The organism is Perlabentimonas gracilis, from assembly GCF_011174675.1.
In the GTDB taxonomy this organism is placed as follows: Bacteria; Bacteroidota; Bacteroidia; order Bacteroidales; family Tenuifilaceae; genus Perlabentimonas; species Perlabentimonas gracilis.
In genome coordinates this window covers 44,237-65,520 of sequence record NZ_JAANIG010000009.1, presented here as the reverse complement: position 1 = coordinate 65,520, position 21,284 = coordinate 44,237, and the positions used below count along the sequence as shown (strand labels likewise).

Annotated in this window: 23 protein-coding genes; 6 read left to right on the top strand and 17 right to left on the bottom strand. The window is 42.1% G+C overall.

Going from position 1 to position 21,284, the window contains the following annotated elements; all coding sequences use genetic code 11:
* Window positions 1-15: 15 nt before the first annotated feature.
* From G8O23_RS05885 to G8O23_RS05835, 11 genes are all read right to left on the bottom strand, one after another.
* Window positions 16-1,401 (bottom strand): DUF4407 domain-containing protein, encoded by a 1,386-nt coding sequence (locus G8O23_RS05885; protein WP_166362753.1) that lies wholly within the window; start codon window positions 1,399-1,401, stop codon window positions 16-18.
* A gap of 120 nt (window positions 1,402-1,521) precedes the next feature.
* Window positions 1,522-2,595 (bottom strand): protein-glutamate methylesterase/protein-glutamine glutaminase, encoded by a 1,074-nt coding sequence (locus G8O23_RS05880; RefSeq protein ID WP_166362751.1) that lies wholly within the window; start codon window positions 2,593-2,595, stop codon window positions 1,522-1,524.
* Window positions 2,596-2,613: 18 nt separating this feature from the next.
* Window positions 2,614-3,093, bottom strand: coding sequence for a chemotaxis protein CheD (locus G8O23_RS05875; protein ID WP_166362749.1), 480 nt, complete (start codon window positions 3,091-3,093; stop codon window positions 2,614-2,616).
* A 9-nt stretch (window positions 3,094-3,102) separates the two neighbouring features.
* Window positions 3,103-4,005 (bottom strand): sensor histidine kinase, encoded by a 903-nt coding sequence (locus G8O23_RS05870; protein ID WP_166362747.1) that lies wholly within the window; start codon window positions 4,003-4,005, stop codon window positions 3,103-3,105.
* A 95-nt stretch (window positions 4,006-4,100) separates the two neighbouring features.
* On the bottom strand, window positions 4,101-4,961 hold the full coding sequence (locus G8O23_RS05865; RefSeq protein ID WP_166362745.1) for a CheR family methyltransferase: 861 nt from the start codon (window positions 4,959-4,961) through the stop codon (window positions 4,101-4,103).
* 629 nt (window positions 4,962-5,590) lie between these two features.
* Window positions 5,591-6,112 carry a chemotaxis protein CheW gene (locus G8O23_RS05860; protein WP_166362743.1) on the bottom strand — a complete coding sequence of 174 codons (522 nt, stop codon included), beginning with the start codon at window positions 6,110-6,112 and terminating at the stop codon, window positions 5,591-5,593.
* Window positions 6,113-6,150: 38 nt separating this feature from the next.
* The gene (locus tag G8O23_RS05855; protein WP_166362741.1) at window positions 6,151-8,220 is read right to left on the bottom strand and encodes a chemotaxis protein CheA; all 2,070 of its coding nucleotides are present in this window, start codon (window positions 8,218-8,220) and stop codon (window positions 6,151-6,153) included.
* Entirely contained in the window at window positions 8,220-8,585 is a 366-nt protein-coding gene (locus G8O23_RS05850) for a response regulator (RefSeq protein ID WP_166362739.1), read from the bottom strand. Before G8O23_RS05850 ends, G8O23_RS05855 begins: the two co-directional genes overlap by 1 nt.
* A 33-nt stretch (window positions 8,586-8,618) precedes the next feature.
* Entirely contained in the window at window positions 8,619-8,957 is a 339-nt protein-coding gene (locus tag G8O23_RS05845) for an STAS domain-containing protein (protein WP_166362737.1), read from the bottom strand.
* A gap of 13 nt (window positions 8,958-8,970) precedes the next feature.
* On the bottom strand, window positions 8,971-10,788 hold the full coding sequence (locus tag G8O23_RS05840; RefSeq protein ID WP_166362735.1) for a coiled-coil domain-containing protein: 1,818 nt from the start codon (window positions 10,786-10,788) through the stop codon (window positions 8,971-8,973).
* Between the two features lie 108 nt (window positions 10,789-10,896).
* The gene (locus G8O23_RS05835) at window positions 10,897-11,259 is read right to left on the bottom strand and encodes a response regulator (RefSeq protein WP_166362733.1); all 363 of its coding nucleotides are present in this window, start codon (window positions 11,257-11,259) and stop codon (window positions 10,897-10,899) included.
* 166 nt (window positions 11,260-11,425) lie between these two features.
* Here G8O23_RS05835 and G8O23_RS05830 point away from each other — a divergent pair, with 166 nt between their 5' ends.
* The 4 genes from G8O23_RS05830 (at window position 11,426) to G8O23_RS05815 (ending at window position 14,664) form a co-directional block, all read left to right on the top strand.
* Window positions 11,426-12,112 (top strand): Crp/Fnr family transcriptional regulator, encoded by a 687-nt coding sequence (locus G8O23_RS05830; RefSeq protein ID WP_166362731.1) that lies wholly within the window; start codon window positions 11,426-11,428, stop codon window positions 12,110-12,112.
* 35 nt (window positions 12,113-12,147) lie between these two features.
* A complete protein-coding gene (locus tag G8O23_RS05825) occupies window positions 12,148-12,525 on the top strand; it encodes a response regulator (RefSeq protein WP_166362729.1) in 378 nt (125 codons plus the stop codon).
* 188 nt (window positions 12,526-12,713) lie between these two features.
* Entirely contained in the window at window positions 12,714-13,937 is a 1,224-nt protein-coding gene (locus G8O23_RS05820) for an SPOR domain-containing protein (RefSeq protein WP_166362727.1), read from the top strand.
* 1 nt (window position 13,938) lies between these two features.
* Window positions 13,939-14,664 (top strand): M48 family metallopeptidase, encoded by a 726-nt coding sequence (locus G8O23_RS05815; protein WP_166362725.1) that lies wholly within the window; start codon window positions 13,939-13,941, stop codon window positions 14,662-14,664.
* Here the strand turns inward: G8O23_RS05815 and G8O23_RS05810 are convergent.
* From G8O23_RS05810 to G8O23_RS05795, 4 genes are all read right to left on the bottom strand, one after another.
* On the bottom strand, window positions 14,661-15,191 hold the full coding sequence (locus G8O23_RS05810) for a nitroreductase family protein (protein ID WP_166362723.1): 531 nt from the start codon (window positions 15,189-15,191) through the stop codon (window positions 14,661-14,663). The two genes, G8O23_RS05815 and G8O23_RS05810, sit on opposite strands and share 4 nt — an antisense overlap.
* Before the next feature lie 23 nt (window positions 15,192-15,214).
* Entirely contained in the window at window positions 15,215-15,496 is a 282-nt protein-coding gene (locus tag G8O23_RS05805) for a hypothetical protein (RefSeq protein WP_166362721.1), read from the bottom strand.
* Between the two features lie 402 nt (window positions 15,497-15,898).
* On the bottom strand, window positions 15,899-16,213 hold the full coding sequence (locus G8O23_RS05800; RefSeq protein ID WP_166362719.1) for a hypothetical protein: 315 nt from the start codon (window positions 16,211-16,213) through the stop codon (window positions 15,899-15,901).
* 51 nt (window positions 16,214-16,264) lie between these two features.
* Complete coding sequence (locus G8O23_RS05795; protein WP_166362717.1) at window positions 16,265-16,729, bottom strand: pyridoxamine 5'-phosphate oxidase family protein; 465 nt, start codon at window positions 16,727-16,729, stop codon at window positions 16,265-16,267.
* Window positions 16,730-16,928: 199 nt separating this feature from the next.
* Here G8O23_RS05795 and G8O23_RS05790 point away from each other — a divergent pair, with 199 nt between their 5' ends.
* The gene (locus tag G8O23_RS05790; RefSeq protein WP_166362715.1) at window positions 16,929-17,285 is read left to right on the top strand and encodes a hypothetical protein; all 357 of its coding nucleotides are present in this window, start codon (window positions 16,929-16,931) and stop codon (window positions 17,283-17,285) included.
* A gap of 109 nt (window positions 17,286-17,394) precedes the next feature.
* Window positions 17,395-19,614 carry a TonB-dependent receptor gene (locus tag G8O23_RS05785; RefSeq protein WP_166362713.1) on the top strand — a complete coding sequence of 740 codons (2,220 nt, stop codon included), beginning with the start codon at window positions 17,395-17,397 and terminating at the stop codon, window positions 19,612-19,614.
* Here the strand turns inward: G8O23_RS05785 and G8O23_RS05780 are convergent.
* Window positions 19,611-19,991 carry a DUF2784 family protein gene (locus G8O23_RS05780; RefSeq protein ID WP_219932431.1) on the bottom strand — a complete coding sequence of 127 codons (381 nt, stop codon included), beginning with the start codon at window positions 19,989-19,991 and terminating at the stop codon, window positions 19,611-19,613. The genes G8O23_RS05785 and G8O23_RS05780 overlap by 4 nt on opposite strands.
* A 47-nt stretch (window positions 19,992-20,038) precedes the next feature.
* Complete coding sequence (locus G8O23_RS05775) at window positions 20,039-21,244, bottom strand: 6-phosphofructokinase (protein WP_166362709.1); 1,206 nt, start codon at window positions 21,242-21,244, stop codon at window positions 20,039-20,041.
* Between the last annotated feature and the right edge of the window lie 40 nt (window positions 21,245-21,284).

Here is a 21,284-nt window from a genome sequence, read left to right as displayed (position 1 = left end):
AGCGAACAAAGGCTTTTAATTAAATTTTGGGGAGTTGGTTTCTTCAGGATTATCCTTACTTAGCTCATTAACTCCTGCCATTATATCATCATCGGTATCATCGGGCATATCTTTCAACTCGGGCGATTCTTCAGGAACAAAAAGTTTAGCAGCCTCGTCGGTAATGGTTGCATCGTCATCACTCTGCGTTTGCGTGACCTCCTGCTCTGTTGCGTGTAGCTTACCTATCTCTTCCTCCTTCCACCGTATTATTTTAAGCTTATTGATCTCGCTCAACACCTCAGCTTCATTCTTTATATGATCCTTCTCCACCTCGTATAGCTTATCGTTACGCTCCTTCTCCAACAATCGATGAAGATCGATATGGTGATCCTCAGTAAGCTCTGCTTGCACCACATCTCGCCGTATTTCAACCTGTTTAATGTACTCCTCGGCTTCCAGCAGGTCGTCGTATGGGCCTCGGCCCGAAAGCAGCTTAACAATTATGGGTGCACTCTCGATGGTAATAAAGAGCAAAATTATAAACCAGCTTGCCCACTGAATGCTACTACTACTGCTTGTAAGCGAATTCATAGCTTGTAGCCGAGCTAAAAAGCCATCGGATTGCTTGGTTACCACAGTGGCATTGGCCATAGCATCATCTCGCCGCTTACGGAGGGAGGTTAGGCTTTGATTATTTTGCTCTATTATTTGATTATTTATTCTCCTGAGCTGGCTTAGCTCCGAGTCTACCTTATCGTACTCCATCCTCTTCTCCCTGTAAACGGGGCCTTTACCTGGAGTTTGAGTAGGGCTCATACCTTCGGCCTCGGCAATTATCATATTGAAGAGTTGGTTTCGCTGATCTTCCTTTCGAGTAAGCTCTTGGCGGAGGACTTCATTCTGATTTTCGAGCCGTTCGATATCTGCAAACTCTTTGGATATCAGTTCTGAATACCTAATGTTGCTTTGCTGCTGATCGAAAACTATTTGCTGCTCAATTTCGCGCTCAAATAGTTTAAGCTTGAGTGGCATCGATACCACAAAGGCAATTACTACAGCCAACACAAAACGGGGCAAAGCCATACCGAACTCTTTGAGCTTACTTTGCTGCTTCCTTAAGCTTGCAACTATGTACCAGTCAATTGAAAAAATAAGGAATCCCCAGAGCAAACCAAAAGCTACGGCAATCTCAAACTTTCGAAACACAGTATAAATGGCATAACCTCCAGATAGGGAGGCCATAACACCTGTAAGAAATACAATTACGCCAATGCCATAAAACTTGTTATACTCCGATGGGCACTGCTTTAAAATGTAAATCCTTGCACCCGAGCACCAGCAAAAAAATTTGTATAGCAACGGTAATTTATGCTGTATCGGTTTTGCTTTATCGGGCTTAGTATCGGATAAGGTTTGCATAATCTGTTTGTTGCATATGCCATTAGCTAAAATGGCAGTTGATATGATTAAAAAGCAAGTATAAGAAAAAAATGGCAATGGTACAATGCAAAAAAAGCGCTTTGGTAAGCGCTTATAATGCTAGTGATTCTTAATCACAAACGGAGCAATTGCTTCGAGCGAGAGCACCTTATCGACCCCTCCTAGCTTAATGGCTTCCTTGGGCATACCAAAAACAACGCATGAACTCTCATCTTGCGCTACGGTTTTGGCACCAGCCTGCTTCATCTCAAGCATTCCTTTTGCCCCATCGTCGCCCATACCGGTCATGATAACACCTACCGCATTGGCTCCAGCATAACGAGCAGTGCTCCGGAAAAGTACATCAACCGAGGGCCGGTGACGATTTACCAAAGGGCCATCCTTTATCTCGACGTAGTACCGGGCACCGCTGCGTTTCAATAGCATATGAAAGTTACCTGGGGCTATAAGTGCTCTACCACGAATAACCGAATCGCCATTCTCGGCCTCTTTAACCGTTATTTTGCAGATTTCGTTTAGCCTTGCGGCAAACGATGTGGTGAACTTTTCGGGCATATGCTGAACAATAATTACCCCGGGCGAGTCAAGAGGAAGCGCCTTGAGGAATGTAGTTAGAGCTTCAGTACCTCCGGTTGATGCCCCAACGGCCACAACATACTCAGTTGTTTTAATCATACTCATGTTGGGCAACGAGGGGGGTAACACTGCATCGGCTGAGTATTTAGGCTCAACAACATGTGGCTCTAGCTTAATCCGCTTTCGTGCAATTCGAGCATGCGCAGCAGCTTTAACGGCATCACAAATTCTAATGCGCGACTCCTCAAAAAAGGTTTTGGTATTTACCTGTGGTTTGGTAATTATATCTACAGCACCTAGTTCGAGCGCTTTCATTCCCGTTTCGGTACCTTTCTCGGTCAAGCTGGAAATAATAACCACAGGAATAGGGTGTTGTGTCATTATTTTTTTCAGGAAGGTAAGACCATCCATGCGGGGCATCTCCACGTCAAGGGTAATAACATCGGGAACCTCTTCTGCAATTTTCTTGGCAGCAAAATAAGGATCGGAGGCTGTTCCCATCACCTCTAGATGAGGGTCGGAGGAGATTATTTGACTTAGGGTTTGCCTAACTACCGCCGAGTCGTCTACAATTAGAACTCTAATCTTGTTTGTCATATGTAAAACCAGAGTTTATTATGTCTTTGAGCTGATTGTTCTATCGATATATCGCTGTTTAACTTCACCAGTGCCCGTACAATACTCTATTTTCCTTCCTAGTTTTCCCCCCACGCTTTTAGCAACAACAGGAATCCTAAGCTCATCGAGCATCTCCAATGCTAACTTAATGTTGCGTTCGCCAATGTGAAATTGGGAGATATTTGTATCGATCACCTCTCCGCCGCCAAATACCTTTGCCTTTATATTGTTTTTTTTACATCCCAGGCTAACCATCTTTTCAACTAAACGCTCTATGGCAATATTGCCATACTTGGGGCTCGCAAGCCCCTGACCATTCCAGAAAGGTAGCATATAATGATTAATTCCTCCAATTTTAGCAATGGGATCGTAAAGGCAAACGGCTACACATGAGCCAAGTATGGTTGAAACCTTATGGGGCTCAATGCTAGCAAATAACGCCGATGGGTATAAGAAGTGAGTACTTATTTGATCCATAGGTGGAGCTTAAAAGGTTTCCTCGTCCGACTCAAAAAAAGTTTCGTTAGCATCCGAAGCATAGTCTGTGGTTGACTCTTCGCTTTCGGGGATGTTTATGGTAAAACATGCCCCGTCACCTAGTTCACTCTCAATCTTTATGTTTCCATCAAGCATCTCAATAACCGCTTTGTTTACTGATAACCCAAGACCATGCCCTCGGTTGAGCGAGTTAATACCGGAGTCTAACCTTTTAAATCTATCAAAAATAATTCGTTGGTTCTCCTTACTAATTCCAATGCCATGATCGCGAACGCAGATAGCCAAATTTTTATTCTTCATCTCCCCTTTAATCTCCACTAGCCCTCCTTCGAAGCTAAAGTTAATGGCGTTGCTAAGGAGGTTTGCCAGAATTAGCTTGAGCTTCTCGGGATCGGTTTTGAAAAGAAACAACTCAGATTTGTCGAGAGGGAAACTATGGTTGAATACAACCTGAACCTTCTTGCGCCTTGCCTCAAGCTTGAACGACTCAATCACGCTGTCGATAATATTAATGACATCAGCATTAACAATTTCGGGAAAAATTTCGCCAGCTTCAATTTTGGCCGCAACAAATATATTGCGGAACTGAAAATCGAGGGTAAAGGCTTCGGAATGAATCAGGGCAATCATGGAAACAACCTTTTTCCAGTTCTCCTTATCAACCGAAAGGATGGCCTTAGAAAGACCCAGGATGGAAGTAAAGGGATTGATTATCTCGTTAGTGATATTGGAGATAAAGTGGCTTTTCAGCGCTTCGGATTCTTCCAACTTCTTGTTTACAGTTTTGAGCTCCTCGTTTACCGATTTGAGCTCCTTAACCGCTATCTTGTTCTGCTCAAAGCGACGTTTGAGCTCATCAAGCAATTCGTCGTCGGTAATTTTATGTCCCATAGCAATTGGTAGTTATAATATTTTTGAGAATACCCTATTGATAAATTTTATCTTCTCAAGATACGAAAGAAAATATTAGTTTAAAAGCGCAAATTCTACAATCGCTTAAATATTGTGGGCTTTACCTGCTTAAGGGGCACATCCATATTCATAATTGACTCGGAGTGACCAAGGAAGAAGTAGCCGTCTGGTCGTAGCTTATCGCACAGCTTATTAATAACCTTCTCCTGAGTTTCCCTATCGAAGTAGATTAGCACATTTCGGCAGAAAACAGCATCAAAGGTCTCGGGCACATCGTAGTAATTATCCATAAAGTTTAGCCTGCCAAACCTAACCCTTCGCCTCAAGTCTCCTACCACTTTAACCGTGGGGCTCGATCTATCCTTACTCTTTAAAAAGTATTTGCGTTTGGTTTCCATTGGAATAATTGACACTCTCTCCTCCTTGTAAACGGCATCCACTGCTTTTTGCAGGATTTGGGTTGAGATATCGGTTCCAATAATTGAGTAGTCGAAACCCGGGTTTTTCTCTGCAAAATCTGCCATAACAATGGCCAGGGTGTAGGGTTCTTCGCCACTAGAGCAGCCAGCGCTCCATACTTTAATGGTGCGCGATCCAGCTTTTTGCTGAACAAACTCAGGAAGAACGGTGCTAGTTAAAAAATCGAAGTGGACTGGTTCCCTAAAGAAATCGGTTTTGTTGGTGCTTACCACATCGAGCATATGAATTATCTCAGCATTTAGCCCATCTTTGCCAAAGACATAATCGATGTACTCCTTGAATGTAGTCATATTTAGCTCCCTAAGCCGCTTTTGGAGCCTACTTTGTAGCATCACCTTTTTTACTGGAGGCATCTTTATACCACTCTCCTTGTAAATGAAACGACTTAGCTTATCGAACTCTTCTTGCGATAGCTGGGCTCTGAAAATCTCGTTTAAACGTAAGTTAAACATCATTTTATGAATAAAAGAATAAAAAAGGTTAATACGTTAAGCTGCACTTAAAATTGAATTGTAATGTGGACAATACTAAACTCAATAAACATAATTCGTGAAATGAATAGAAGCGCATTGTCCTACGAACCATTTGATAATCCAAATAAAACTTCAAAAACTTTCAATTATGGAATTAAATATAGATATTTTCTGTAAATAGTGTTACATTTTTGCAAGATTTACTCTTCAAACGCAACAATCAACCTATCAGGGTAATAGCAAAACACAAAAGATTCAATCAACTTGAATACAGAGCATTAAGTACGAAAAATAATTTGGGAGATGAGCCAACTGGCAAAAATAGGCGAAGCGATTAGTATGGTATGGCTTCCATTTTCAAACAAAGAGGGCTGTTCAAAAAGCTTCTCCACTCATTTAATGGCTTTTCCCTAAACCTGAATTTCGCTTTTTGAACAGCCCAAGGGGGTCATAAAAAAATTATTAGCTCCAGCCTAAAATTTGAATTTGCCCCCAACTCTTTGCAATAGAAATTAATAAAACGCTATATTTCAGCCAACAATACTATTAACGCTACTTACTAAAAATAAGATATTTTTAGTTAAAAAGCAAGTGAATGCTAAACTTTTTCGCTAGCTTACCTCCTCAATTTCAGTTGTACTTTGTGTCTCCTCGGTTTTGTTAAGTAAATCGGTTACATCCTCGGTTGAGAACACTGCGTCCATATCGAGAATCATAATGAACTTCTCATCAATATTGGCGACTCCTTCAATAAACTCCGATTTGTACTTACTACCAATGCTTGGGGGTGGCATAATTTTCCCCTTCTCAATTTCAAGCACTGCCTGAACTGCATCAACAAGAGCACCCACCTGAATGGTTTCACCATCAACATCGATGTCAAGCACAATTATGCAAGTGTTGGTAGTGTATTCAGTGGGTGTCATCCCAAACTTTATTCGAGTGTCGATAACTGGCAGTACAGTTCCTCTGAGGTTAATAACGCCTTTCATATAAACTGGCGCCTTAGGTACTTCGGTAATCTTGGTCATTTCCAAGATGTTTAGCACTTTGCCTACGTGAGCAGCAAACTCCTCGTCGCCCAGCTTAAACGACAAGTAAGAGTTAATTCTTGATAAGTTGTCCTGATTCATATGATTTCCTCCGTTTTCGGTTATTTTTACAAATGGTATTACTCTTCGCCCTCCATGGCAAAATCTTTATGATTGGCAAAAAGCTTAATAATTTTATTGGTATCCATAACTAGAGCAACCGTTCCGTCGCCTAGTATTGTAGCTCCTGATATCATATCCTGGTTTTTGTAATGCTTACCCAAAGGTTTAAGCACGGCCTGATATTCTCCTATCACTGTATCAACAACAAGGCCAACGCTTTTCTCCTCAAAATTAACTACAATAACCTGTTCAAACTTTTCGGTGCTTTCAGTGTGTTCAAATTCTCGACGTATGTAGAAGAATGGGATCTGTTTCCCATCGAGCACCACCACGTTATTAAAGGTTTTGGCTATCTTTTCATGCTCAACAGCGTAAATTTTATCAACTACCGACAAGGGGATAATGAAATGTGTGTCCTCAACCTTAACAAGCAACCCATCGATAATAGAAAGGGTTAATGGCAGCTTAATGGTTATAGTTGTACCCACTCCTTTTTCTGAGTCTATCTCAACCTCGCCCCTAATATCGGCAATTTTACGCTTTACCACATCCATCCCTACACCACGACCCGACACATCGGTTACCTTGGTGGCAGTACTAAATCCGGGTAGGAAAACAAGCTCAAGAACCTCGCGCTTGGAAAGTTTGCGATCGGCTGATATTATCCCCTTCGCAATGGCTTTATGTGTGATCATCTCAGGATCGATACCTGCACCATCATCACTTATCTGGATCATGACATTGGCCCCAGAGTAGAATGCTTTGAGGGTGATTTTCCCCTGCTTAGGTTTCCCAGCCTTCTCCCGTTGAGCTGCATCTTCAATTCCATGGTCGAGGCTATTACGAAGAATATGCATTAGCGGATCGGCCAAACTTTCAATAATAGTCTTATCGAGTTCGGTTTCGGCTCCCTCGGTGGCAAAAACAACATCCTTACCTAGTTCCGATGAGAGATCGCGCACAAGCCTTTGAAAGCGGGTTAGCATATTCTCGATGGGAATTAGCACAATGCTAAAAGCAATGTCACGGAGCTGGCGCGACAATTTCTGAACATTTTCGGCAATAGGAACCAAACCGGGCACAGCGCTCTCCTCGGCAAAAAGGCTTAATCGTGCCTGAGTTGTTACTAGCTCCGAAACCAGATTCATAAGCATATCCAGCTTGTCGGCAGCCACACGGATGCTGCTAATGGTAGCATCCTTAGCCACTACTCTATCCTTACCCTTAACCTGAACATTTTGTTGTGTGGTACTACTTTTGGAGATGTTTACAGCAATCCTTTGCACGGAATTAAATCCAATATCCTTCTGAATACTCGACAGGTTGTCCAACTCGCTAACAAACTGTTCATTGGCGAGCACATTGCCATCCATTATCTTCTGAATCTCAATGTTTGACTCATCCTCAACGAATATAAAAACGTCGTTTATATCGTTTACGCTCGACTCGGTGTATAGAATGGCCTCCCAGTATGTGTAGCAAAGGCTCTCGTCGATATCCTTTAGGGGCGGTACCCTGTTTAGATGAGCGTAAACCTTAGCCTCTCCAAGGGTGTGAAGTTCGTCGAGCAGGTATAACGGGTTTGTGCCGTTGCTAAAGATATTGCCATTGGGCTCAAACAGTATATAGTAGCTGCTCCCCTTATCGGAATCTCCATTGAGATTATTGTTAGCCGTTGGCAAAGGGCCTGAAGCCACTGAGGTCTCACTATCAGCCTGAATAATTTGGGCAACCTTGCTAAGCAACATCTTGTGGTTAGCCTGAACGTCAGGGTCGTTATAGTTATCCTCATCGAGCAGGATTTTCAGATGATCGACGGAAGCGAGAGTTAAATCGAGAATTTCGCGCGAAACAGAAAGCTTATGATTACGAATCATATCGTATACCGTTTCCATTTCATGGGTAAAGCTGTCAATCATTTCGAACCCAAACATACCGCTATTGCCTTTTAGGGTATGCATAACCCTAAAAACCTTTTGCACAATGGCTTCATCCTCGGGGTTCTCCTCTAGCTCGAGTAAGGTTTTCTCGAGCCCATCGATAAGATCGACCGCTTCCTCAACAAATTTTTTCTTAAAGTTATCCATTAGCGTAGTACTTTATTTAGTGCGGCAATTAGCTTAGCAGGAACAAAGGGCTTAATAATCCAACCGGTTGCCCCAGCCTCTTTGGCTTCCATCTTTTTAGCGGCTTGCGACTCCGTGGTAAGGAAAAGGATGGGTATACGCATATACTGCTCCATCTTACGAACTTGACGAATAAGGGTAATACCATCCATCTCGGGCATATGAAGGTCGGTAATAATCAGGTCGATATGCGTTCCATCTAAAAACTTGAGGGCATCGGTACCATCGTTAGCAATGAGGACGTTGTAGCCTTCATTTTCGAGGGTAAAGCTAACCACTTCGCGAATGCTTTCGGAGTCGTCAACAATTAGAATTGTTTTTGCCATGGTAACTCTGTATTTGGTATTGAATTAAATATGTTAATTAGTTAGGGTGATTATAGACTCAAAGCCCGATCGGATAAGTAACATCTTTTGATCTTCGCTGATATTCATTGTTATATCTACACCTTTCTGTTCCTGCTGGGCATCCCAACAAAATCGTTTTAAAAGCTGCAAGAACCCCAAATCGATATTATCGACATTGCTAATCTTCACATTGAATGTCTTGCCCTTGGGCATATTGCTAAGGAGAAACTCCTTAACCTTGGTGGCGTTGTCGAGGGTAAGCTCGCCCTGCATTTGCAGAACAAGCTCATCCGATTTCCCTTTAGCTTTAGATGCCTGAGCTTTTAAGGTGATACTTTGTGATTTTGCCATAGTGTTTGTTATCTTAAAATAGTTCTAAGTTATCGTCATCCTCATCTGTAACAGGTTCATCGTCGGAGAATAGATCGATGTCACCCTCGGTGTTTGAAACCTTATCGTGAATTTTATGCTCGCTGGCCATGGTGTAAAGGTTCTTAATTGCTTCCAAATCCTCTGCTTTTTCACCCTCGTTAAGCTCTGCCCTAAGCATTTGGTATATGTGGTTAAACTCTGCGATAATGTCTACAATTACTTTCTCAAAAAAATCGTAATACCTTACTTTACTAATCGACTCCCTAACATCGGCTGAAACGACTTTGCTTGAGGAAAGGTTTTCATCGAGCAGTGATTTTATGGTAATGTGCTTTTGATTAAGCTGATTGATGATGTTGGTCATGGAATGAGCAGCCTGAACAAATAGACCATCGCTTATTGCTCCCTTAAGATTTTTGCCTATGTTGGGCAGCAGCTGGCTTCCGATACTGGCAATTTTGCCAAAAACCTCCTGAATTTCGCCCTCAAACTTTTCCACATCCGAATACAGGCTTTGAACAAGCTTTAGGGTCTCGGAGTGCTCTCTAGTATTCTCGCCACTTCCGGAAAGCATTTTGATGGTTTCTCCAGTAATCTCCCTTAAACTTTGAAGCGACTTTGAAAATTTGGCCACGCTATCGTTAGTTCCAGTAATTTTGGTGGTTAACTCCTCGATATGTTCATGGAAGGATTGGCTTGCCTCAAGAAACCTGTTTAGTACCTGCGATGAGTTCTGCATCTTATCGATAAGATTCTGAAGGTATAGCTCATCGGAATTATCCTGTGAAAGGTTTATGTCCTTACACATCGATGCGATATTGGTCATATCGTTGCTTATGGCAATAAACTTATTTGTGATTACCTCTATGGCCTGCTGGTACTCCTTGTTGGCATAAACCAACTGGGCCGATTGCAGGTTGGCAATATCCCTGATGCGTACAAGCAATTTTTGATCCTTTTCGAATTCGTCTTTCTTTTCGGTGGCAGTACTTTCCAATTCGGCAAGCAGCTTCTTGTGGGTTGCCTGCACGTGCTCCATCTTTTGGCGGATAATATCATGGTACTGCAGATTGGTAATAATATCAGCTATACTTCTTGAAGAATTTTCCGTTTTTTGGGTAAGCTCAGGGATTTGGCGAGCCACCTCTTCATGCTTCTCCGCAAAGAGGATTATTCCGTAATGTGTATTGTTCAGTATTCCATCCAAATCCTGCAAATGCTTATCGCTTATCGACTCGAAGTGTTTTAGCGATTTACTCACTACTCCCTTAAGTAAATCTAGGTTACTCTCGTTCTGATAACCACAAATCTTAAAGTCGTTTATTACATCATTGTATCTGTGAAGAAGTCTTTCCAAGTTATTGAGCTCAGTCTTACCAAGGTTTGAGTTTGATATCTTGATATTGGCCAGCAAAAATTTAAGGGTTAACAAATCCTGGTTCATATTCTTAACTGGCAGGAATAGTCTACCTTGGAGCTCAACAATTTCGCGCAGCAAACCAATGGTGGTGTTAAGGTGGTTGGTAAACTGAAGCTGAATTTGCTTCAAATCCTTATAAAGCTTCTCAATATCTCGAAGCAATGCCTTGGTTTCGTTCTCGGCTAAGGCATTAAATATTTGCGCGGCATTATCGGACAATGCCTTGGCCTGACGATAATACTGCTTGAAATCAGCATTGAGACCAAGAAAATCGTCGGATGAGCACTGGTGTAGCTGAAGTATCTGTTCGTCGATGCCCAAGAATACGTCGGTAAACTCACTAATTGAGATGCTTGCGGTAAACTTGTTGGGTTTATCAGCTTTGGGCATAAGCGTGTATTTAGTTTTAATATTTAGTTATAAAACTTCGGAACTTAAATATACAACGATAAAACGAGAAAAAGGTTAGCGCGCTAAAATCGTTAGTAAAAAATAGCATTAGCTAACGGCAACCATTCGCTTTACAGTATCTATCAGCACAGAAATTTCGATTGGCTTACTGAAGAACTCTACTGCACCTAAGCTTTTGCATAGTTCAACATTCTCCTGAGAGCCCACCGCCGATACTACAATAACAGGAATATCAGACATTGTTGGCTTCGACTTAATATCCTTTAAAAAGTCAAACCCACTAACCTCTGGCATTAAAAGGTCGAGCAATATTAGCTCTGGCTTCTCCTTTTCAATTACTTTAAAGGCCTCGCGAGCACTAAATGCGGTAATTGTTTGGTAGCCCTCTTCTTGCAGAATGGCTTCAAGCAGTACTTGATTAGTTGTTGAATCGTCTACTATTAAAATCATGATTTATTGTTATGAAATATTCAATCAAAAATACAAGTAATTAAAAGTAGTTGCAACAGTATTTTAATGAGTTTGCTCACTAAAAAAAGATGATTTGAATCACTATTTGATTATTTTTGTATATTTATGATTGGTTATAATATAACATATAAAGGCGATGAACAATATGGAAGCCACAAACAAACAAGATATTAGAGAGTTACATTTTAAGCTTGAAGAGCTTCTGACGGGTACCGAGCGGGAGAGGTTAATCAGTTCGTCGAACCGAATGGAGTATCAGAAAAGGGATACCATTATAAAGCAAAACTCAAGAGTTACTGAGGTGGCTATAATCATTTCGGGAATGGCTAAGGTTACACGCGAAATGCGTAAAGGCAAGAACTTAATACTGCGTATTGCCCAGCCAGGAGCTTTCTTAGGAATATCCTCTGCCCTATCGAACGATAACTATGACTACTCTGTGTGTGCCCTTGAGCCAACGGTAGTTCAGTTTATTGATATAGAAACCTTTAAATTTCTAGTATCGGAGAATAAGGATTTTGCCCGCGAAGTAATCCAACGTATTAGCTCCGATAACCTATTTAATATAGGTAGGCTGTCGAGCCTGCTCTCAAAACAGCTGCCAGGGCGAGTGGCCGACATCATTCTGTACTTTTCCGAGGAAATTTTTGGTAGCCACGAGTTCTCTATTCCTTTAACAAGACAGGAACTGGCAGAACTAGCAGGTACTACCAAAGAAAGCCTCATAAGAACCCTATCGGAATTCAAGCATGATAAAATTATTGATATGACGCGAAATGGTTTTTCCATTAACAGCTTAAATATTTTAAAAACCTTAAGCCGATTAGGATAGAACAACTATATTTGCAAGAATAGTAATTGTAAACAATGGAAAATATTTACAAAATTCTTATAGTTGACGACATATTCGTTAACAGGCTTCTTATTAAAGAAATAGTTAAAAAGATAAACGCCCAGTGCTACGAAGCGGAAAATGGGCAGCAGGCCTTAGATATGTTTAAAGAGAACGATATCGACATAATATTAATGGATATTGAAATGCCAGTTATGAATGGGCTTGAAACCACCAAGTATATTCGCGAGAAGTTTCCAGTGGAGAAGAAGAATATTCCAATAATTGCGCTCACAGCGCACAACCCTTTAACTTTTTTTGACGATTTTAAGGACGTTGGTTTCGATCAGTTAATGACTAAGCCCTACTCTGTATCAAAAGTTCTTTCTGTAATTCAGGAGGTATGCAAATAGTTTCATAGAGCTCTTGATTTTTTTTTCATTTATTGAAAAGAATGCAACCTTACAATAGAATTGAAGTAATAAGTGTTATTAGATAGAGGAATACATAATAACATAGTTTTTAGGCTAAACCAGTTTTTACAAGCCAAGTTTTTATATTTGTCCCCTATGTAGATACTCAAACGGAAACCCTTTACCCAATGGAAACTCAATTTCTTAAAGAGCTTATAGAGAATAACGCCCGGGTTATCCTACCCGAGTTTGGCGCATTTTTAGTAAAGGATGATGGCACTGGAGTATTCAAGCCCCAAAATGTTACTTTTAGTCCTTTCCTCCGATACAACGACGGGATGGTTGAGGAAAAACTTGCCACAAAATTGAAAGTTGGCAAGGATCAGGCCAGGGCAAAACTTGAAAGTTTCATCGAGATGATGAAGGACGAGCTGCAGAGCAAAAAGGTATTTATAATCCAAGGTCTTGGTTCGCTTCAAATCGATGGCCGGGGGAGTATCCAATTCTCCACATCGCAAAGTGTTACTGCTCCTGTAAAGCCAACCCCAAAAGTTGAAGAGGCGAAGCCAAAAGAGACAAAGCAAAAACCCGACGCGCCAAAAGCTGAAACCCCAAAGGAAGAAAAGCCTAAGGAAGAACAGGCTAAACAACCAGAACCTCCAATAGAAAAGGCTACTGAGCAGATAATAGCTGAGCAACCCAAAGAAATGGCTAATGAACCTGAGCCCAAAGCTAAAATTGAAACAATTATACCTCCTAAACCACAAGAAAAAGCCAAGCCTGTAACTCCAAAGCAGCAAAAACCTGCACAATCAAAACCCACTCCCAAATCAAAACAAAGTAGTAGTGGCGGTGGTGCAGGTAAAGCAATACTGTTTGGTACACTGATTGGGATTGGCTTTGTTGTAGTTGCTGCAAGCGGATGGTATTTATACAGCAAGGGTGTTTTCAGCTCTAGCCGAGAGAAGGGCGTAACACAAAAAGTTGAGAGAGTTGCAACACAACCCACCAAAGAGCAAAAAGCTGAGCCCGAAAAGGGAAAATTTGAGGATGAGTTCGAAAAACTTAGTGCCGAGATGGATCAGTCAACTGATGTAGTAAGCACCGAGCAAACTTCAAAACCTGCAGAGAAAAAAATTTCCAAATCACATCAAAGTGCTGAACCAGCCATTAGCATACCGGTTACCCAGGAGGGGATGTTTCACATAGTTGCAGGTAGCTTCCGCAATGCCGACTATGCAGAGAAGTTCTCGCGCGATATGCAATCATCGGGCTACAACTCAAGAGTATTGGCTCAACCCACCGGAATGCATGCCGTAACGCTGGGATCGTTTCTTACTCGTCAGCAGGCAGTAGACTCAATGAACGTTTGGAAACAGAAAAACCCAAACATTTGGATTCTGAATCAGTAGTATGCCTTTAGCGAAACGCAACTCCTCTACCCTTTGGCATTTGCCCGGGGTAGGCGATATTTTATTACGATATAACCCCAGAGCCAAACGATTAACCCTCTCGGTTCACCCCCAAAAGGGCGTGCGTGTTACCATACCAGCCTTTCTACCCGTTGATACTGCCAAGCAGTTTGTTGTGCAAAAAAAGGAATGGATAGCCGAAAAGCAAAGTCAGCTTGCCAGAAAAGGTGCTTTGGGTATCATCGAGTCGGGCTATAAAACCCGAAACCATACATTGCTTCTTGTTCCCGACGATTCTAAAGATATATCTGTAACCATTGCGAACGGAGAGGTTACCCTAACCTACCCAAAGCTTCTTAGCAAAAGCAGCAATGAGGTGCAAACAATTGCTCGCACTACCATTGAGCAGCTATACCGGAACGAAGCGCTAAAATACCTACCCCAAAGGGTAGAAATGCTGGCCAAACAGTTTGGCTTTAGCTTTAATGCATTGAGGATAAAAAACATAAAATCGAGATGGGGCAGCTGCTCAGGCACAAACAATATTAACCTAAGCATATACCTAATGAAGCTCCCCGACGAGCTAATCGATTACATCATTCTGCATGAGCTAACCCATACAGTGCATAAAAACCATGGCCCAAACTTTTGGAAACACCTTAATAGAATTACGGGTAATGCCAAAGGACTAAACCTTCGCGTTAAAAAGTATAGCACTGGGGTTTAAAAGTTATACCCCTCCCACGTTACAATTTCATCCATTGACTTGCGCACCAAATGCCTCTCGGAGTAATTGTTTTTCTCGGCAGGTACACCAAGCGGAATAAGTGCTATGGGAGCAACTCCCTTAGGTAGTTTAAGCATTTCGGCACAGCGCATAGCATCGAACTTACATATCCAGCAGGTTCCTAACCCATGCTCTGCTGCTGCAAGGGTAATATGGTCAATACCTATGGCCAGGTCAATATCGCAATGATCCTTACCATCGGCTCTGCGCCAAGATTCGCTGTGGTTACCACAAGCCACAATAATTACGGGGGCAGATTTTAACCACTCGCCGCTGTAACAACTCGCTACTTCATGGCGCACTTCGGGTTGGGTAAGAATTACAAAGCGCCACGGCTGGGCATTGGTTGCCGATGGAGCAATACGAGCCGCCTCAAGCACATTCATAATGGTGTCTTTGGGCACCACCTGCTCGCTATATGAGCGACACGAATATCTACTCTTTGCTAGGTCTAGGAAAGATTTCATATTTAAAAGATTTAAAAAACGAACTAGTAGGATAGTGAATTTAGGCGCTCGGTAAGCTCAACAATCTTATCGTAAAAATCGTTGCTAACAGCCTTGTAGTACAATTTTAGGTTTGATTTGCCCTCTTGCTCGGGCTTGTTTATCTTTTTAATGGTATCAATCTCAAGCTGCATAGCATCTGAGATGATGTCGAGTACATTCTCCTGATGCAATGGTGGCGAGTATGCCAGATGCACGTAGCATTCCTGCATAAAGTGCTTCACCATTTGCTTAACATCCATTTTAAAGTCTCTTATATTGGCCATATTATAATCGTCTTTTTTAGCAACTTCAATTTAATTACTAATATATAGATTTTTGAATAGGATGTAAAGATTTATCGATTTTTTTGAAAAATTATTTGCCCACCCCCTATTAGTAATCTCTGTAAGCCTTGAAATCGTTAATTAATAGTGAGAAAATAAATTGAGTCCAGCGCACTTGCGTTGGACTCAATTTTCTATTGTTAACATCAAACAAATTATAGCATCATTCCAATAACCATAACCACTGTCATAATTGCTACAAAAAGCAGTATGCTAACCCATGTAGGTATGGGTTTTCTTTCTACAGTATTCATATCTATTGTATTATATTAAGTAAACTTTGGTTAAAGCGCCCCAATTTATTATGAAACGCATAGCATAGTAGTAGTGGAGTTTACCTAATCATAACCTTAGACACATATATATGCCCGTTGGAGAGCAAATAATGGGATTTGGAAAGAATTGCTGCTTAAATTTTGATGTTGGAGTTAACAACCTATAAGTATCATCTAGCTTGGGCTTGGAGAGATTACCTATGGAAGAATAAGATTTTTCGAAAGGTTCCAAATCGAAAACAATTCCCGATATATTTAGGTATAAATCTACCTTTTCGAGATGATCGTTATCGAACCATTCATCAGAATTGATACTATGTAACGTGGGGACTTGCAGAATGGCAATGCTGGCAACTAGCATAAAAGCAGCTATTGCAACCATTTTTTTTTGAATATGTTTTAGCAAGATTCCCATTTGGCAGATTACTGCTTGTTAGTACAAATATGCCCTTGACTCCACCTTCTGGATGTCAATTTCAAAAACGGCAACGTTTTTAAGCGCTGGCTCGCCGTAGGAAAAGTCATTACGTCCCGAGTACTTTTCCATTATAACATTCAGAATACGAGCCTTCTCATCCAAATCGGTGATTGAATTAATAGCACCATGAACCAGTACACTTTTGTACTTCATAGAATAGGAGCAGGCCACCTCCTCATGGCGAACATTCATCTTGTAATCGGAGCTAAACGAGACGCAAACCTCCGGATTTTTCTTCCAAATATCAATCTTTTTCCCATCGGGGCCAGAGTGAATGTAAAGTCGGCCATCTTTGTAACCAAAGTTAAAGGGCAACACGTAAGGCTTTCCCGCTAGGTCAACCATAGCTACCATACAGGCCTCGCAGCCATTAATTATCTGATCTATTTCGTTTTGAGGTAAATTTGTGCGTGGTTTCATCAGCAAATTATTTTATTCAAATCCTACGCAAATATCAGAAAAATTAGGACAATAAAACAGGCAGTTATTTAATAAAATATAATTTTGTAGCGGTATAGCTATTAGCCCCGCAACTATGAACAATACTGGTAAATTACTGTTAACCTCCAAAGCATGATTCACAGAACATACTATTTTTGCATTTGCTAAAGAATAAAAAATGCGGTTAAGAAAACTCGTTGCGCTGCTATCAATCCCTGTTATTCTATTGCTATTCCACAATAGAATAGCCAATTGGCATTTGCACGTACTGTACAACGGTATAGTAGTTGAGCACGCCCACCCGTTTTCGCCCTCAAAATCAACCGATTCACCCTATCAAAAACATTCGCATAGCAGCTGGGAGATGTTTATCTACGAAGTAATAACATCCATTACTACGCTCCTTATACTGTTCTTCCTCCTTTTTGCTAAGCTCGATTTTGGAAACAAGCACGAAACGCCAATAGCATATCGATACTTTACTCCAGTCGCTATTCTATCCCCCCATACCTATCGTGGTCCACCAAGCATTTAGCATGCCCTGTTATGCAGTTGCCTCACCAATTGCATTTCTCACATCAAATTAAATTTTTACAAGTTGGGCTCAATTACGGCTCAAAAAATTACTATATACGCAAATCTTTATGAGAAAAATAACCATTATTGCAATGCTATCCATTGCATACCTAAATAGTTTGGGTCAAACCAAAACCGATGCCAATATATTTGGCCATATCATTAGCACTGCCGATGGCGAACATATACCATTTATAAACGTTTTGGTAAAGGATTCCCGAATTGGGACTATCACCGATGCTTCGGGACACTACATACTCACCAATATTCCCATAGGCGAGCACACCCTAATTGTTACCGGTATGGGTTTCGAAACTAAGGCAATCGACTTTTCAATTCAAGCCAAACAAACTATAGAGATTGATGTTGAGGTTGTACCAACCGACATTAACCTCGATGCCATAGTTATCACCTCATCGCCAACAGCCAGTGGGTTTCGTTACCAACCCGACATGAGCTACATGGGCGAGGAGCTACAGAAACGCTCCGAAATATCGTTTGGCGAAATGCTTAATAACTCGCCCGGAGTAGCCATGCGATCTATGGGATCAACCCCTGCCCGACCTGTGATACGAGGTATGGACGGCGACCGGATTCTTGTTCTTGAGAACGGAGAGCGTATGGGCGATATATCCGAAACATCAGCCGACCACTCCATTGCTTTAGATCCACTAGCCGCCAGTAGAGTTGAAGTAATCCGTGGCCCTGCCAGCCTGCTTTACGGTTCAAGTGCTTTAGGAGGAGTAATCAACATCATGACAACCGATATTCCTGACCGTTGGGACGAAGGCTCTCGCGGTGTGTTCTCGCTTCAGGGTGCTACAATGAATACTATGGGGGCTGGATTTGGTCGTTACACCTATGGAGATGAAACCTGGGCCGCCACTGGCCGTGTTGCCTACAGGCAGTCATCGGATATAACCACTCCCGATGGAGTTATCCACGGAACATCGATGAGTAATTTGGATGCCGCCGCTGGGTATGGATTTAAATCGAAGAACAAGAGCGGAGGTTTAAGCTTTTCGCTTGCCAATCAGGTTTACGAAATTCCCGAACATATTGAAATTCCTGAGGAGGGTGTAGAAATTCAGATGCAGCGCCTGGCCTTGCAAGGGCGTATGAACATTGAGCGCAAGGGCTTTTTCGATAAGGCTCAGCTAAGATTTAACACCTCGCGTATGTTCCAACAGGAAGTTGAATACGAATGGATAGATGAGGATAGAGACGATGAGGTAGAGCTTGAGTACGAAAAGTACTCGCTCAGCTCAACAACCACTCTGCAGCACAAACCATTTGGCTTTTTCGATCGAGGTGCGGTGGGAGTAAACCTGCATGCTCATAATATGGATGTTAGAGGCGAGGATGCCTATACCCCTGGTGAGGTAAGGGTTAACCTTGGTGTTTTCACTTTTCAGGAAATTCCACTTTCAAATAAAATGCGGTTACAAGCCGGTTTGCGCATCGATTTTCAGCATACCAGCGCCATTTTTAGCGACAATACTCCATTTGCAAACGGTAAGCGGAATGCACTAAACTACACAGGTTCGCTAGGGTTTAACCATCGCCCTATCGATGGGCTTGAGGTTGGCGGACAATTTGCTCGCTCACACCGCAACCCCTCCGTAGAGGAACTTTATGCCAATGGCGTTCATCTAGGTGCTGGGGTATATGAGATTGGCAATATAAACCTAAAAGATGAGATAGGACAAGGAGGCGATTTCTTTATACGTTGGACAAGCGAAATTATTGATGTTGAGCTTGCCAGCTTTGTAAATGTATTCAGAAATTACATCATTTTTGAGCCCACAGGGAATTTTGATCCCGAATCGGGCTATCCAATCTTTCAATACTCTGGCGACGAAGCCAGCCTTATGGGTGCTGAACTTTCTGCCAAGTTGAGACCATTCAATGGTTTTGAGATTGGACTTGGCTCCGACTTTGTTGATGGAAGGCGTATAACCAACGGAAAGGAATATCTGCCATTTATACCTCCTTTTAGAATTACTGCTAGTGTGGAGTACGACTTTAAAGCGGGATGGATAGGTGCCAACATGGTATCGGCTGCAAAGCAGGATAGAGTTGCTCCCGATGAGGAAGAAACCGATGGCTATACGATTGTTGGCCTATCGGCCGGATATCGTCTATCGAAATATGGACGCCACGTGTTGATATTAAGGGTTGATAACCTACTAAACCAAAGGTATCGCGATCATTTGTCACGAATTGAGGATCGGAACTTCCCAATGCCGGGCAGGAACATTTCATTGGCATACCGGTGGTTCTTCTAGCTTGGTAACTTCTTGATTCTGTGCCAAAAGTTAAATATCAACGAAAGAATAAGTGCTGCTAGGTATGAGTATAGGGTTAGCAAGTCGGCCAATTTGTTGCTTATTTCAACATTTAGAATACGTTTAAAGAGGTATGCAACATACGATGGGGTTTGGGGTGGCTGACCAAGCTCAACAAGGACACTCCAATGCCAATCGGTAAGTGGACAATACCCTAGGCCATATATCATTCCTAGTCCAATCCATGAAAAACCAGTAAGCAAAAGGGTTATAAGATTTGCCCTACGGGTTGGTTTCCATACCCACCCTAAAAGGTTAAAAAGTATTAGGGATGAATGTAAAACCATAAAGAAGATATCGAGTACACTGTATAGCATAGCGCAAGGGTAAAAAAGAGGGGTGGTCATGGCCACCCCTGTATACTCTACTCGCTGGTCATTATGAACAGCGGTAACATTTCAAACTTCTGATAGTATGGTCTTAGTCTCTCAATGTTGTAATGCTTATCAACATTTACAACCTTTTTTTGGCTGGTAACCACATCAATTGGCATATTGTCGTAGCGGCCATTCTTGAGCACAATTAGTCGGCCATGTACACCCTTGAGGATAAGGTCGAGGGCCAGGTTCCCAAATGCCATTGGCACAATGGAGTCGATGGCATCGGGTTCACCACCACGCACTAAATATCCCAGCTTTTGGTTTATGGTATTCACCGTTTTACCCTTGTTAAACTTAGGGCTCAACTCCTTAATTTTCTGCGATATTATATCACCAATTCCACCCAACTTTGCATGGCCAAAGGCATCCAGCTCTGTCCCCTCAAATACCATCTTGTCCATACCTTTGAACATGGCACCTTCGCTAATCATTACCGATGAGTAGCGACTTGGATTTTTGAGCCTATCCTCAACCAGTAGCTGTGTAAGCAACTCAATATCAAACTTATGCTCAGGAATTACGCAGCGATTAGCCACACCTGCCATAGTTGGAAGCATAGCCGTAAAGCCAGCATAGCGGCCAAACACCTCCATCACAAGTATTCGCTCATGCGAACCTGCCGATGTTCGGAGGATATCGGTCATGGCAATGGTACGGGTAATGCAAGTACTAAAGCCGATGCAATAGTCTGTTCCGGGCACATCATTATCCATTGTTTTGGGAATGGCAATCACCTTTTCGCCCTCCTGATAAAGCCTCACGCCATAGCTTAGGGTATCGTCGCCACCAATTGGAATAAGATAGTCGATGCCAAGAAAATCCAAATTCTTTATCACCTCGGGTGTAAGGTCGTTGATATCCTTATTGTACTTCTCCTGAAGATGCTTAGGCACCCTATCCTTTGCTACTTTTGAAGGGTTAGTACGAGAAGTATGCAGAAATGTACCTCCAGTTCGGAACGAACGATTCACCCTTTCCTCGGTAAGCCACTCGTAGCAATGGCTGTTATCGGCCTCTTTATCGCGGATAATTTCAATCATACCCGCCCAGCCCCGTCGAATACCTACCACCCTATAGCCCTCGCGAAGTGCACGAATGGTTACCGCTCTAATTGCCGGATTCAAGCCTGGCACATCACCACCACCGGTTAGAATTGCTATTACGCCCTTTGATTTCTGTACATTAGCCATGGTTCGAAAAATTAGTTAATTGATACGTAACGATGATAAG

Excerpts from the sequence above, each read along its gene's own strand:
- G8O23_RS05815 (WP_166362725.1), top strand. The coding sequence starts at position 13,939 with ATGCCTTTAGCGAAACGCAACTCCTCTACCCTTTGGCATTTGCCCGGG.
- G8O23_RS05825 (WP_166362729.1), top strand. The coding sequence starts at position 12,148 with ATGGAAAATATTTACAAAATTCTTATAGTTGACGACATATTCGTTAAC.
- G8O23_RS05805 (WP_166362721.1), bottom strand. The coding sequence starts at position 15,496 with ATGGCCAATATAAGAGACTTTAAAATGGATGTTAAGCAAATGGTGAAG.
- G8O23_RS05865 (WP_166362745.1), bottom strand. The coding sequence starts at position 4,961 with ATGATGTTTAACTTACGTTTAAACGAGATTTTCAGAGCCCAGCTATCG.
- G8O23_RS05885 (WP_166362753.1), bottom strand. The coding sequence starts at position 1,401 with ATGCAAACCTTATCCGATACTAAGCCCGATAAAGCAAAACCGATACAG.
- G8O23_RS05775 (WP_166362709.1), bottom strand. The coding sequence starts at position 21,244 with ATGGCTAATGTACAGAAATCAAAGGGCGTAATAGCAATTCTAACCGGT.
- G8O23_RS05850 (WP_166362739.1), bottom strand. The coding sequence starts at position 8,585 with ATGGCAAAAACAATTCTAATTGTTGACGACTCCGAAAGCATTCGCGAA.
- G8O23_RS05835 (WP_166362733.1), bottom strand. The coding sequence starts at position 11,259 with ATGATTTTAATAGTAGACGATTCAACAACTAATCAAGTACTGCTTGAA.
- G8O23_RS05800 (WP_166362719.1), bottom strand. The coding sequence starts at position 16,213 with ATGGTTGCAATAGCTGCTTTTATGCTAGTTGCCAGCATTGCCATTCTG.
- G8O23_RS05780 (WP_219932431.1), bottom strand. The coding sequence starts at position 19,991 with ATGCTATACAGTGTACTCGATATCTTCTTTATGGTTTTACATTCATCC.
- G8O23_RS05870 (WP_166362747.1), bottom strand. The coding sequence starts at position 4,005 with ATGGGACATAAAATTACCGACGACGAATTGCTTGATGAGCTCAAACGT.
- G8O23_RS05880 (WP_166362751.1), bottom strand. The coding sequence starts at position 2,595 with ATGACAAACAAGATTAGAGTTCTAATTGTAGACGACTCGGCGGTAGTT.
- G8O23_RS05845 (WP_166362737.1), bottom strand. The coding sequence starts at position 8,957 with ATGGCAAAATCACAAAGTATCACCTTAAAAGCTCAGGCATCTAAAGCT.
- G8O23_RS05830 (WP_166362731.1), top strand. The coding sequence starts at position 11,426 with ATGGAAGCCACAAACAAACAAGATATTAGAGAGTTACATTTTAAGCTT.
- G8O23_RS05855 (WP_166362741.1), bottom strand. The coding sequence starts at position 8,220 with ATGGATAACTTTAAGAAAAAATTTGTTGAGGAAGCGGTCGATCTTATC.
- G8O23_RS05810 (WP_166362723.1), bottom strand. The coding sequence starts at position 15,191 with ATGAAATCTTTCCTAGACCTAGCAAAGAGTAGATATTCGTGTCGCTCA.
- G8O23_RS05820 (WP_166362727.1), top strand. The coding sequence starts at position 12,714 with ATGGAAACTCAATTTCTTAAAGAGCTTATAGAGAATAACGCCCGGGTT.
- G8O23_RS05860 (WP_166362743.1), bottom strand. The coding sequence starts at position 6,112 with ATGAATCAGGACAACTTATCAAGAATTAACTCTTACTTGTCGTTTAAG.
- G8O23_RS05875 (WP_166362749.1), bottom strand. The coding sequence starts at position 3,093 with ATGGATCAAATAAGTACTCACTTCTTATACCCATCGGCGTTATTTGCT.
- G8O23_RS05785 (WP_166362713.1), top strand. The coding sequence starts at position 17,395 with ATGAGAAAAATAACCATTATTGCAATGCTATCCATTGCATACCTAAAT.
- G8O23_RS05795 (WP_166362717.1), bottom strand. The coding sequence starts at position 16,729 with ATGAAACCACGCACAAATTTACCTCAAAACGAAATAGATCAGATAATT.
- G8O23_RS05790 (WP_166362715.1), top strand. The coding sequence starts at position 16,929 with ATGCGGTTAAGAAAACTCGTTGCGCTGCTATCAATCCCTGTTATTCTA.
- G8O23_RS05840 (WP_166362735.1), bottom strand. The coding sequence starts at position 10,788 with ATGCCCAAAGCTGATAAACCCAACAAGTTTACCGCAAGCATCTCAATT.